General features: G+C 71.9%; 5 protein-coding genes. 1 reads left to right on the top strand and 4 read right to left on the bottom strand.

What is annotated here, in order from left to right:
* Positions 1-103: 103 nt before the first annotated feature.
* The gene (aspT, locus tag bpln_RS05270; RefSeq protein WP_042624295.1) at positions 104-1,789 is read right to left on the bottom strand and encodes an aspartate-alanine antiporter; all 1,686 of its coding nucleotides are present in this window, start codon (positions 1,787-1,789) and stop codon (positions 104-106) included.
* Between the two features lie 328 nt (positions 1,790-2,117).
* Here aspT and bpln_RS35085 point away from each other — a divergent pair, with 328 nt between their 5' ends.
* The gene (locus tag bpln_RS35085; RefSeq protein WP_141755393.1) at positions 2,118-2,456 is read left to right on the top strand and encodes a hypothetical protein; all 339 of its coding nucleotides are present in this window, start codon (positions 2,118-2,120) and stop codon (positions 2,454-2,456) included.
* Positions 2,457-3,346: 890 nt separating this feature from the next.
* Here bpln_RS35085 and bpln_RS05265 read toward each other — a convergent pair.
* The 3 genes from bpln_RS05265 to recC are packed head-to-tail and all read right to left on the bottom strand — an operon-like array spanning position 3,347 to position 12,896.
* Positions 3,347-5,740, bottom strand: coding sequence for an AAA family ATPase (locus bpln_RS05265; protein WP_055138245.1), 2,394 nt, complete (start codon positions 5,738-5,740; stop codon positions 3,347-3,349).
* A complete protein-coding gene (gene recB / locus bpln_RS05260) occupies positions 5,737-9,498 on the bottom strand; it encodes an exodeoxyribonuclease V subunit beta (RefSeq protein ID WP_055138244.1) in 3,762 nt (1,253 codons plus the stop codon). The genes bpln_RS05265 and recB overlap by 4 nt, the downstream gene beginning before the upstream one ends.
* Positions 9,495-12,896 carry an exodeoxyribonuclease V subunit gamma gene (gene recC / locus bpln_RS05255; RefSeq protein WP_055138243.1) on the bottom strand — a complete coding sequence of 1,134 codons (3,402 nt, stop codon included), beginning with the start codon at positions 12,894-12,896 and terminating at the stop codon, positions 9,495-9,497. The genes recB and recC overlap by 4 nt, the downstream gene beginning before the upstream one ends.
* Positions 12,897-13,056: the final 160 nt, after the last annotated feature.

Here is a 13,056-nt window from a genome sequence, read left to right as displayed (position 1 = left end):
AGTTAAGAGTGCCGTGGCGGGGGTAATCGCCACGACGTGTCGAATCCGGTGATCGGGCGCGATCCGGCCCGCGAGGGCGGCGGCTCGCGCCTGGATGGACGGGTCAGACGAGGCCGACCACGAGCGGGCCGAGCAGCGTCAGCAGCACGTTGGCGATCGCGTAGGTGATCGCGAACGGCACCGTGGGAATCGCGCTTTCGGCCTTGTCGAGCACGCCGCCGAACGCGGGGTTCGCGCTGCGCGAGCCGGCCAGCGCACCGGCCAGGATCGCCGCGTTGCGGTAGCGCAGCACGTAGCGGCCGAACAGCATGGTCAGGATCAGCGGCACCACCGTGACCACGATGCCGAGCAGGAAGATCGTCATGCCGCTTTGCTTGACCGTGACGACGGCCTGCAGGCCGGAGTTCAGCCCGACCACCGTGACGAAGCCGGCCAGCCCGATGTCCTTCAGCAGCTGCGAGGCCGCGGTCGGCATCACGCCGTACATCGGGTGCTTGCCGCGCATCCAGCCGAACAGCAGGCCGGCCACGAGACAGCCGCCGCCCGAGCCGAGCGTGAGCGGAATGCCGCCGACGCGCGCCACCAGCAGGCCCAGCAGGAGGCCCAGCACGATGCCGGTACCCATGTAGATGAAGTCGGTCTTGTTCGTGTACGGAAGTTCGTAACCTGCCGCGTCGACAGCGCGCTTCGTATCCTTCGGGGTGCCATAGAACGTGATGACGTCGCCGTGCTGCAGCTCGGTGTCGGCGAACACCGGCAGCGGCTGGCCGGCGCGCGTCGCGCTCTCGACGTACACGCCGTGGCGCAGGTCGCGATCGACGTTGGCGCGCACCTCGGCCAGCGTGGTGTGGTTCATGCCCTTGCGCGTGAACACGCCCTGGCGCTTCTGCATCGGGATGTTGATGTCCTCGCCGTCCTGCAGCTCGGCCCCGATCGTGGCGGCTGCGCCGACCATGCCTTCGCGGCGCCCCACCAGCAGCACGACGTCGCCGTTGCTCAGCACGAAGTCGGGCGTCGGCTCGACCGTCTTGCCGTGACGGCGAATGGTCTCGACCGTCACGAGATCACCGTGCTCCACCTCGACCTGCTGGATCGTGCGGCCGGCCGCGCCTTCGATGCGGAACACCCGGCCCACCAGCTCAGGCAACGCGGCCGTCTGGCCCGCGGCGGGCGCGAGGCGGTTGCCCGACAGCTCGCGCTCGGCGTCCTGCGATGCTTCCTTGAGCCCGCGGCCCATGAACTTCGGCAGGATGTTCACGCAGACCAGGATCGAGCCGAGCGAACCGAACACATAGGTGACGGCGTAGCCGATCGCCACGTCCGCCTGCAGCGACTTGATCTGGTCGAGCGGCAGATCGAGGCGCGAGATCGCGTCACCGGCGGTGCCGATGATGGCCGACTGGGTCAGCGCCCCGCCGGCGAGCCCGGCGGCCAGCCCCTTGTTCAGGTGGAACAGCTTCGCGCAGATCAGCACCGTGAACAGCGCGCTCACCGCGAGAAACACCGCCATCGCGATTTCACGCAGGGTCTTGCGGCTCAGCGAATTGAAGAACCCGGGGCCGGACTCGTAGCCGACCGCGTAAATGAACACGGCGAACATGACCGACTTGACGCCGTTGTCGATCGTGATGCCCACCTGGCTGATCACGACGGCGGCCAGCAACGAGCCGCCCACGCCGCCCAGCTGGAATTTGCCGAACTTGATTTGGCCGATGAAATAGCCGATGGCCAGAGATAGGAAGAACGCTATCTCCGGCGATCTCGTGAATATGTTGTGTAACCAGGTCATGGTTGCCTCTCCGCTCTTAAAGAAAGTTGTTGTTCGGAACGGGTATTTCCGTACTTGTGCGCGAACCGTGCGCGCGCCCCTCCTCCCTGTCACCTCCCGACACCCATCGCTGCCAGGCAGGCCGAAGCCGACGATGCAGCCCGCCGAGCCACGGCCGCCGCGGCTCGCGAACGAGACGCGGCCTGCCCGCGATCGTTTCGCACGGGCAATGCCAATACTTCGGGATGCGAAATAACGGCAGCACGACCCGCCCGCGCGGAGCGGATGCGGGCGGCCATCATGAACGCATGCCGAAGCGGTTCGCGTAGCGTGGCGCCGGACGGCACGCATGAAAACGTGGCGCCCGGCCGGCCGCTCCGCGATCGATTCCGTTGTCACCGTCTCTGGTGGCCGGGGCGGCCGGTGGGCGGTTTGCAATCTCGATCAACAGCGCCTGCGTGATGCCAGACAAGTGATGCCCCTGAGCGGATACCGGCGCGACGGGCCGGGTGGCGTCAGGCGGAAACCATCCCGCGCGGCCACCGGATCGGCCCGAACCCGGCTTCACGGCAAATCAATCAAATCATTAATTAACCGTGAAAACTGCAATACCGTTTTCAATCCAATCCGCTACTTTCATCCAAAACACCGGGAAACATCCAGCAATCCGGGCGTTTTTTCCAACTGAGGCATGACTCTTCTTCAAAACACCCATCGATCGTATGCCAAGTTACTTACAAAAACCATACATTTAACGAAATTTGTCAATGAGACCGCTCGCCGCTGACGCTTTTCTTGCTGAAAATCAAATTTTCATCCGACCCCAAAAATCGATCAATTGATGAATTACCTCAGCCAGGTGAAATAAAAGACGGAACGGTCACGGCCATTTCCCGGGGCCGTTCGCGGCGCGGGAGATGCCATGGGACGCGGTGTGGAGCGGCCGTCTCCCGATCGCCAGGCATCGCTCGCCGAGCCTCGATCCAGGCTGGGAAGAACCGTGAAATTCCACGCCCATCGGGGAATTTGTCAGAAGAAATCGCGGCCGGACGAGCGGATTTGAGGTGGATCGTTGATGTCCGTCACCTGCCCCGCAGGCTGATGCCGAAACGCTGAAAGCGAGGTGCGGAACGGACCGGCGGGCAGCCGGAGCGCTGGGCCCTGCTCGCGGCATTACATCGAAAATTGCATTAATCAGACGACGCGAGAGGAGACCTGGCGTCATTTCATCTCAAAAGTGAAACGTCATGACGCACGTTGTTTTAATTCAAATTAGCCAATTTTTATTAAATAAAAATTCATGAATCAACTCCGCCATCAATTCACGAAAAAACCAAAAACAATAGCCAATTTTCCAAACCCATAGTTACATCACCTTGAAAACGATTAACCACTGCCAGGCCACTCGATAATCATCGAATTTAAAATACCTGGCGATCGAGCGCACGGCAGCGAAAGCGATTTCGGCATCCCGGCCGGCGTGGCGCGCGCCACTGCCGCCGGGTTCGTCTCGCGACGGCCCGGCGGGCTTCGAACAGGGAACGGATGGGAACGCGGAAGACCGGCCGGCGCCGGCGGCTAGTGCCGCGTTTCGGCCTCGGCGGCCGCCTGCGCGGCGTCGGCGATGCGCGCGGCCAGGCCCGAATCGCGTTGCGTGCGGGTCGCGATCGCCTGCGCGAGCACGGCGCGCGGGCCGATCACCTGCACGCGCGAGCGGGCCCGCGTGATCGCGGTATAGACCAGCTCGCGCGACAGCACGCGGCCGAACACGGCCGGCAGCACCAGCGCGGCCTCGTCGAACTCCGAGCCCTGCGATTTGTGGACCGTCAGCGCGAACGCCGTGTCGTGCGGCGGCAGCGCGGCAGGCGAGACCGCCCGCGCGCGCCCGTCGGCGCCGCGGAACCAGACCCGCAGCGCGCCCTGCGCGTCGGGCAACGCGATGCCGATGTCGCCGTTGAAGAGGCCGAGCGCGTAGTCGTTGCGCGTCACCATCACCGGCCGGCCGGCGAACCAGTGCGCGCCCACGGCGAGCGGCACGCCCACCGCGCGCCGCACCTGCGCGGCCACGCGCAGATTGATCTCGTCGGCGCCGCGCGCGCCGGTGCGCGTCGCGCAGAGCACGCGGAAGCGGTTCAGCACGTCGAACAGCGGCAGCGGATCCGGCTCGCCGCCGGCGAGCGCGTCGCGCAGCGCCTCGCCGTAGGCGGCGAAGCCGTCGGCGAGGCGCTCGACGGTGACGGCGGCCAGCGCGTCGCCGCTGTCGTCGACGAAGCGCGCGGCGGCGTCCGCCTGCGTCGAGAGCGCATCGAGCGCGGCCTGCGCGTCGCCGCGCCGGATCGCCAGCGACAGCCGGCCGATCGGCGAATCGAGGCCGAAACGGTAGTTGCGTTCGAGCCAGACCACGCAATCGGCGAGCGGTTCGTCGAAGGCGACCGCATCGACAGGGCTTGCCGGTTCGAATCCGGTCCCCTGCACCCCCTGCATGCCAGGGCGCCCCGCGTCGAACCGCGCGACCTCCACCTCGTCCATCCGCCACGCGTCGAGCCACGCCAGTTCGTCGGGTTCGATCCACGCGTCGAGCGGCGCGCCGGCGAAGCCGTCCTCGTCGGTCCGGCTCGCCGGTTCGGCGGCGGGGGCATGTGCGGTGCCGGATGCGGACGCGTCATCACTCGCGGCTGCGTCGTCGAAATCGAACAGCGAGCGCTGCGCCGGCACGCCGGCGGCGTCGAGCGTCGTCGAGCGCGCGCGGCGCCGCCCCCGCGCGACAGCCGGGGCCGATTCGCGTCGTACCGCTTCAGACACACCCGGCCGGCGATCGGCGTCGGCACCCGCCGCTTCCGCCGCGGCCCGCGCGTCGGGCAAAACCGCCGCCGGGCCGCGCGCCTCGTCCGGCAGCGCCGCGACGAACGCGGCCGGCGCCACGCCGAGCGCCTCGGCGATCCGCTCGCAGCCGGCCGCGCTGAACGTCGGCCGCGCGCTCAGTTCGGCGAACACCGCGCCCGCCTCCACGGCGGCGAGCTGGTCCTTGTCGCCGAGCAGCACGAGCCGCGCCCCGGGCGCGAGCGCGTCGAGCAGATGGGCGGCCAGCGCGACGTCGATCATCGACGCCTCGTCGACCACCACGAGGTCGTAGGGCAGCGGGTTGTCGCGATGGTGGCGGAACCGGCCGCCGGGCAGCCAGCCGAGCAGCCGATGCAGCGTGTACGAGGTGCGCGGCAGCTGCGCCGCGAGTTCGGCCGGCAGCCCGGAGGCGCGCGCGTGCAGCGCTTCCTGCATGCGCTGCGCGGCCTTGCCGGTCGGCGCCGCGAGCGCGATGCGCAGCGCCGGCTGCATCTCGATCAGGCAGGCGATCACGCCGACCACGGTGGTCGTCTTGCCGGTGCCCGGCCCGCCGCTGACGATCGTCACGCGGCCGCCGAGCGCGACCACGGCCGCCACGCGCTGCCAGTCGATCTCGCCCTCGCGCGGCGGCGCGAAGTAACGCCCGAGGCTCTCGCGCAGGCGCGCCGGCGCCAGCGCGCCGCCGGAACCCGACCCGGACCCGGGCCGCGCCGCGCGCGCGTGCGCCACCAGCGCGTCGGCGAGCCGCGTCTCGTAGTCGAAATAGCGGGCGAGATAGAGCCGCCCCTGCGCGTCCACCACGAGCGGACGATCGGCACCGAGCGGCGCGCGGCCGAATGCGGTCACGCCGCTCGCGGCCAGCTCGGCGCGCACCTGGTCGAGCGTCACCGCGTAGCGCGCGGCCAGCGCGCCGAGCGAGATGCAGACGTGCCCGGCCGCCGTGGCGCGGCTCGCCGCGAACGCGGCGCGCGCGGCCCAGCGCGCCGCGTCGGCGGGCGCGCCGAGCCGGCGCGACAGCATCCCGATGCGGCGCGCGAAGCCCTCGGCCAGCGCGAGCCCGAAATCGGCCGGCTCGGGCAGGCGCTCGGCGAGGCCGCCGATGAAGCCGAACGGTTCGGTCAGATCCTTCATCCGCGCTCCTTGCGCATCAGGGCGTCGAGCGCGTCGACGAGTTCGCGCGAGGCGCGCTTCGCGTGAACGCCGGCGGGCGCGCCGCCGCTGCGCCAGTCGGGCCGCACGCCGCGCACGAACAGGTAAAGGTAGCCCGCCATGTGCGTGTCGTAGTCGTAGCCGGGCAGCCGCACGCGCAGGTAGCGATGCAGCGCCACCGTGTAGAGCAGCGCCTGCAGATGGTAGGCATGATCGGCCATCGCCGCGTCGAGCGCGGCTGGCCCGTAGGCATCGGGCGTCGCGCCGAGATGGTTCGATTTCCAGTCGACGATCCAGAAGCGGCCATCGTGCTCGACGATCATGTCGATGAAGCCCTTCAGGAAGCCGGCGAGCGTGCCCGATTCGAGCGCGACGTCGGGATAGCCGTGCGCGCTCAGCAGCTCGCGCAGCGCGAGGAAATCGAGCGACGCGGCCGGGAACAGGAACGCCATCTCGTTCAGGCGCCTGCGCGGGTCGAGCGCGTCGAGCCGCAGGCCCGGCACCAGCTCGGTCGCCACCACGTCGGCCACCAGCCGCGTCATCATCGCCGGCAGCCGCTCGCCGAGCGTCGGCTCGGCCTCCACGGGCCGCTCGTGCAGCGCGCGCCGGGCCGCCTCGGGCCAGCTGTCGGCGCGGTCGAACGCGCTCAGCTCGAACAGCAGGTGCAGGCACTCGCCCGCCGCCGCGCCGCGCGGGAACGCGACGATGTCGTCGCCGTCGGGCTCGGCGGGCGCGCCGGTGCCGGCCGCGCCGTCGTCGAGGCGCGGCATCGGATCGACGGCCGCCGCGAGCGCGTCGTGATCGGGCCGCAGTGCCTCGTCGGGCAGCACCGCCACACCCTCCTGCTCGCGCGCGAGCGAGGCGGTGAGCGAGCTGAAGCTCGCGATCCGCCATGCGTCGCGCAGGAACCGCGCGGCATGCCGCGCGCCGCCCAGCGCATCGGCGTCGTGGCCGGCCGCGAGCGGCTCGCGGGCCGGCACCGCCGGCAGCGGCTCGATCGAGATCGGGCCGTCGGCGAGCCGGCGCCAGCTCGCGGCAAGTTCATCGGCCTCCGGCGGCGTGTCGAGCCACGCGTCGAAATCGTGGCCGCCGCCGGCCACGAGCCAGTTCAGCACGCTGCGCCGCGCTTCCCTGGTCGACCTCGCCGCCTGGTAGACGCCCGCCACCAGATAGCAGCGATAGACGGCGCGCGTCAGCGCCACGTAGACGAGCCGCGCGCGCTCGGCGGCCTGCTCGCGGCGCGCCTGCGCGGCGGCCATCTCGGCGGCGGCCTCGTCGCAGCCGTAGTGCAGCACCGCCGCGCCGGTCTCGTCGTGATACTCGCGCGCGTCGGGCAGCGCCTCCTCGCGCGGCTCGTGGAGCCGGCCGTCGTTGAGGAACGGGCAGAACACCACCGCGTATTCGAGCCCCTTCGACTTGTGAACGGTGACGATCTGCACCAGGTTGCGGTCCGATTCGAGCCGCAGCTGCGCATCCTCGCCGCCGCCCGCGCGACGCTGCGCGGCGAGCCAGCGCAGCGTCGGCGCGATGCCGGGCTGCGCCGACGCGCGCGCCTGCGTGAGCTCCGCGAGATGGTTCACGTCGGTCACGCGCCGCTCGCCGCCGGCGCCGTCAAGCAGCCGCTCGGCGATCCGCAGCTCGCGCGCGAGCGTGCGCCACATCACCGCGAAGCCGCGTTCGCGCCACAGCAGCCGGTAGCGCGAGAAGCGCTCGACCCAGCTCATCGCGTCGGCCCCGGCCGCCGCGCCGGCGGGCGCGTCGCCCTGTTCGAGCCGCCACAGCGCCGCGGCGTCGAGCCCGAACCAGTCGGTGGCGAGCGCCGCGCGCAGCCGGCGCAGGTCGCCCGGCGCGTCGACCGCGGCCAGCACGCGTTCGAGTTGCTCGGCGTCCGGCGTCGCGAACACCGACGCCTGCGCCAGCTCGACGCTGCCGATTCCCCAGGCGGCCAGCACGCGCTTGACGATGCTGCCCTGCCGATGCGTCTGCACCAGCACGGCGATGTCGGACGGCGCGAGCGGCGTCTCGCCGAGCCGCACCGCGCCGGCGCGCGCGCCGCGCATCAGCCGCGCGATCTCGGCCGCGCAGGACTGCGCGGCCTGCCATTGCGCGTCGCGCTTGGCCAGCATCGCGTCGCCCTCGGGCAGCGTCCAGATCCGGAAGTCGCCCGCGCCCGCGCGCGGATCGGTGCCGTCGACGAACGGCGCGCGCTGGCGCGTGCCGGCGCGCACCGGCGGGTAGTCGAGATCGTCAAGCACGAACGCATGCGGGTTCGCCGTGAACACGCGGTTGCAGGCATCGACAATGGCCGGCGTCGAGCGCTGGTTCACCGCCAGCGTGTAGCACGAGCGCGCGCTCGCGCGCGCGGCCAGATAGGTATGCAGGTCGGCCGCGCGGAAGCTGTAGATCGCCTGCTTCGGGTCGCCCACCAGGAACAGCGGGCCGTCCGGCGCGAAGATCGTGTCGAAGATCTCGAACTGCAGCGGATCGGTGTCCTGGAACTCGTCGATCAGCGCGGCCGGATAGCGGCGCCGCAGCGTGTCGGCCAGCCACGGATGCGTGGCCAGCGCGTGATGGAGGTTCGCGAGCAGATCGTCGAACGACACCACGCGGCGCGTGCGCTTCTTCTCGACGAGCCGCGCCGGCGCCTCGGCCAGCCACGCGGCGATCAGCGAGAGCCAGCGCCCGCGCTGCGCGTCCTCGGCCGCGGCCAGCGCCGCGTCGAGCACCTCGGCCGCCTCGAAGAACGGATGCTCGGGCGTGGTGCCGCCCTTCTTCGTCGCCTTCTCGAGTACGCCGCGCGTGAGCTTGAGTGCCGCCTTCGGCAGCGGCGCGGGGGCGGCCGAGTGGTCCGCGGCGCCGTCCGCCATCTCGGCCTCACCGAAATAGGTGGCCCACGCGGCCAGCGCGTCGGCCACCGCCTCGGGCTTGTGCGAGCGCTGGTTCAACGACGGCTGCGCGTCGTCCAGCAGCGCGGCGATGCGCGCGCGCCCGCCATGCCAGAGCGCGGCGGCCTCGTCATGACGCGCGCGCGCGATGGCGTCGGCATCGGGCCCGCCCGTGTCGTGCAGCGGCGTCAGGCCGTCGAAACGCAGCTCGGCGAGCGGCTTCTTCAGGCGCCGCGCGAGCTGCGCATCGAGCGCGTCCGGCCCGGCGCGATGCTCCACGAGCCACGCCGCGAACGCCGGATACGCGGCCGCCACGGGCTCGACGCGCGAGTACCAGAAGTCGGCCGCGAGTTCGAAGCGCAGCGACGCGTCGTCGGCCTCCATCTCGAACGCGAACGGCATCGCCGCGGCGAACGGCGCCTCCTGCAGCGCGCGCTGGCAGAACGCGTGGATGGTGTGGATCGCCGCCTGGTCGAACTTGCGCAGCGCGCGGCGGATCCGCTTCCCGGCCACCTCCACGTCGATGCCGCCCTGCGCCCCGAGCGTGGTCTCGAACAGCTTCGCGACAAACGGATCGCCGCCGTCGTCGCCGGTGTCGAGCACGTGCGCGAGCTGCGCGAGGCGAGCGCGAATGCGCTCGTGCAGCTCGGCCGTGGCCGCCTTGGTGAACGTGACGACGAGGATCTGGTCGGCCTCGAGATCGTGTTCGAGCAGCAGCCGCACGTAGAGCGCGCAGATGTTCCAGGTCTTGCCGGTACCGGCCGACGCCTCGATCTGGTTCACGCCGTCGAGCGCGCAGGCGAACACGTCGAGTTCGACGGGCGCCCGGGCGGCGGAAACGGAGACGTTCGTCATGCCGCGCTCCGCAGATGCTCGACGAGCGGATCGAACACCAGATGCGCGAGCGCCGGAAACGGCGCGTCGAGCGAGAGGTTCGCGCCGCGCCAGGCGATCGCGAGCGCCGCGTCGTCGGCCTCGCTCGCGACGCGCTCGTTGATCCAGACGCCGGCCGCCTTGGCCTCGCCGCCCGACACCAGCGCCCAGGCGCTCTTCGGGAAGAACGCGAGCGGCATGCGGTGCCCGGCGCGGAACAGCGCGGCGAGCGGCGCGAGATGCGCGTGCGGATCGGCCACCGGCGCGAATTCGAAGCCGTCGCCGTTGCCGAGCCAGAGCGTGCGGCGCGGCCCGGCCGGCTCGATCGCGCAATAGACGAGATGGGCGAGCCAGGCCGACAGATGATCGCGCGCGCCGGGCCGCGCATGGCGATAGATGACCTGCCCGGCCGGCGTGAGCCGGTTCAGCGTGCCGTGCAGCGCGAGCGGCGCGCGCACGGCGTCGGCGGCCAGCGCCGCGTCGAACGCGCCGAACCAGGTCTCGCCGGCGGGCCACGCCGGCCGCACCTCGAGCGCGAACGGGCGCCGCTCGGCGCCGCCTTCCAGCGCGCGCCGCACGTTCGCGGCGAGCCGTTCGAGCGCGCCGAGCGCCTGCTCGCGCCAGACCGCGCCGGTCGCGCCGCCCGGCATCTCGGGGCTCGCGTCGGCCACGCGCCGCGCGAGTCCGGCCACGCTCGCGCCATCGGTTTCGACGAACATCGGCAGCACGCGCGCGGCCAGCGCGTCGCTGCCCGCGTAGTCGAGCGCGAACGGCTCGGTGTCGATCAGCTCGGCCTGCGCGTCGGTCAGCACCACGCCGAGCCGCTCGCGCAGCAGCGCGCGCGCCGGATGCCGCCAGAAGCGCTCGAAGTCGCCGAACGCGACCGGCGCGTCGGGCTCGGGCGGCAGCGGCGCGGCGAAGAACGGCGTGGCCTCGCGCGTCGTGCCGCGCGCGAGCTGGCCGGCCAGCACGGCGCGCCCGGCATCGTAGGAATAGAGCGCGCCGCCCGCCGTGAAATATTCGGCCGAGAACGGCTGCAGCGGATGCTCGACGATGAAGCCGCGCCGCGCGGCCTCGATCGCGGCCGGCGACGCGTCGGGGCCGGCCGTGACCGCCGCCGCGTAGTCGAGCAGTTCGTCGACCAGCGCGGCGGGCGGCAACGGCGCGTTGTCGCGAATGCTGCGGCCCGTGTAGGTGATCACGAGCCGGTCGCGCGCGGCGAGCAGCAGGTCGAGGAACAGGTTGCGTTCGTCGTCGCGGCGCTGGCGGTCGCCGAGCTTCGCGTACACCGCCATCAGGTCGAACTCGTCGGCGCGCGCGAGGCTCGGCAGCACGCCGTCGTCCATCCCGACCAGGCACACCATGCGGTACGGCAGCCCGCGCAGGCTGGTCAGCGACGAGAACGTCACGCCGCCCCACGGCACCCCGCCGCGCGCCGGGTCGTCGAGCACGGCCGCGAAGCCGGCGCGCACCACGGCGGCCGGCATCGGCAGCGCGAGCGCACCTTCGCGAACGGCGGCGAGCAGCGCGTCGAGCGCGTCGCGCACGCCCGACAGCGCGTCCGCGTAGGCCGGGCCCGAATCGAAGAAGCGCGCCAGCGCGTCGGCGAAGATCTCGCTCCAGGCGTCCGGCGTGGCGTCGGCCGTGATGCGGCCGGCGAACCAGTCGAGATCGTCGGTGAAGCGCGCGAGGCGCCCGAGCAGTTCCGCCTCGCCGCCCTCGGGGCCGTCCACCGGCAGGTAGGCGCCCACCGGCGCCGCGCCGTCGGGCATCGCGTAGCCGAGGAACAGCCGCGCCAGCGCGTCGGCGAACGTGTGGCGCGGCGCGGGCACGGCCGGCGCCCGTTGCGCATCGGGATCGCTCGCGGCCGCGGCCAGCCCGCGCCGCGCGCCGGCCGCGGCGAGCCAGGTCTGCACCGTCTCGAGCGCGGCCGCGTCGATGCCGTAGCGCGCGGCCACGGCGTCGACGCGCAGCCATTCCACCAGTTCCGGCGCGCCGATCTCGCGCTCGGGCAGCGCGAGCCAGTCGAGCAGCACGCGTGCGATCGGGTTGGCCTGCGACGGCGGCAGGCCGGTGATCCGGTACGGCACGCGCGCGGCGTCCTGCGCGGCCGAGGTGCCGAACACCGCATCGATCAGCGGGCCGGCCGCGGCCAGATCGGCCACCGCCACCAGCACGTCCGAGGGCGCGAGCGACGGATCCTCGGCGAACCCGGCGAGCAGGCGGTCGTGCAGCACTTCCAGCTGGCGCGCGAGGCTGTGACAGACGTGGACCTCGATGCCGCGCTCGTCGGGCGGCGGCCCGAGTTCGGCCTCGGGCCGCAGTTCGAGGATCGCGTTCTGGATCCGCGCGAGCCAGCTGCGGTCCGGGTGCGGCTCGTAGCGCGCGGCGTCGGTGGCCGCGGCGGTCTCGGTCAGCTCGTGCAGCATGTGCAGCTGCGCCTGGGTCTGGCGGCCCCACTCGGCCAGCAGCGGATGGCCGACCTGCTGGTAGTCGAGCTGCCCGGCCGCGTCGAGCGATTCGACGCGCGCGGCGGTGACGATGTCGAACCAGAACTCGCGGCACGGATTGAGCGCGTAGATCCGCACGTCGATCCAGCGCGACAGCTCGCGCAGCAGCGCGACGTGCAGCGGCGGCATGGTCGGCAGCGCGAACACGCTGACCGCGCCGGGCCAGGCGGCGAGCGTGTCCGGCCCGGGGGCGAGCGACGGCGCGTCGCGCAGGAAGCGGTGCGCGGGCGGCTCGCCATCCTCCGCGAGCTCGGCCACCAGCGCGCGCCACAGCGCCGCCTGCCACTGCTCGTCGTCGCGCGCGGCCTCGGCGCCGCGCGCGGGCGGGCCCTCGAGCGCGACGATCGAAGTCCCGTCGCGCCAGGCGGCCAGCCACTCGGGCCGGTAGGTCAGGTAATGATCGAACACCGAGGCGATGCGGTGCGCGAGTTCGTGGCGCATCGGCGCGTCGGCCGCGGCGAGGTAGCCGGCCAGGCGCGGCGAGGCGAGCCACGGCGCGGCACTGGCTTCCGGGCTCGCGTCGAGGCCGGCGTCGAAGTCCGCATCGAAGCCGGCCGAGCCGGCACCGCGCGACAGCAGCCGGTAGCAACGCCAGACCAGCCGGTCCGGCGCGAACGGCGAGCGCGGCGGCACGCGCAGCACCTGCCCGATCTGCGCCCACAGCCACTGCGCGAGATAGCTGAACGCCACGTTCGCGCAGATGCCGTGCCGCGCGGCGATGTCGAGCTCGAGGCGCCGGCGCAGCGAGGCGCTCGGCACGATCACCTGCTGCGCGGCCCAGGGGCCGGCCGCGCCCGGATGGGCGGCGAGGTGGTCGATCAGCGCGTCGGCGAGCGTTTCGTGGCGATTCGAGAAAAAGAGGTGGAGCATGCGGCGGCCGGCGTGGCGAGGCGCGAACGGGATTCGCGCGGAGCGGGACGCGGACGGCATCCGCGCGGACAGCGCCAAGCATAGCAAACCCGACGCAGCGCGAATATCGGGCGAAACCGGCGGACTGTCGGCCCCGTGAAATACGTTAGACTCGTCGGTC

Source organism: Burkholderia plantarii (assembly GCF_001411805.1).
Taxonomy (GTDB): domain Bacteria; phylum Pseudomonadota; class Gammaproteobacteria; order Burkholderiales; family Burkholderiaceae; genus Burkholderia; species Burkholderia plantarii.
Note: the sequence above shows the minus strand (reverse complement) of the source record. Positions and strands in the feature narration are given on the sequence as shown.

Coding starts and splice junctions, on each gene's coding strand:
- recB (WP_055138244.1), bottom strand. CDS start 9,498: ATGACGAACGTCTCCGTTTCCGCCGCCCGGGCGCCCGTCGAACTCGAC.
- recC (WP_055138243.1), bottom strand. CDS start 12,896: ATGCTCCACCTCTTTTTCTCGAATCGCCACGAAACGCTCGCCGACGCG.
- bpln_RS05265 (WP_055138245.1), bottom strand. CDS start 5,740: ATGAAGGATCTGACCGAACCGTTCGGCTTCATCGGCGGCCTCGCCGAG.
- aspT (WP_042624295.1), bottom strand. CDS start 1,789: ATGACCTGGTTACACAACATATTCACGAGATCGCCGGAGATAGCGTTC.
- bpln_RS35085 (WP_141755393.1), top strand. CDS start 2,118: ATGAAAACGTGGCGCCCGGCCGGCCGCTCCGCGATCGATTCCGTTGTC.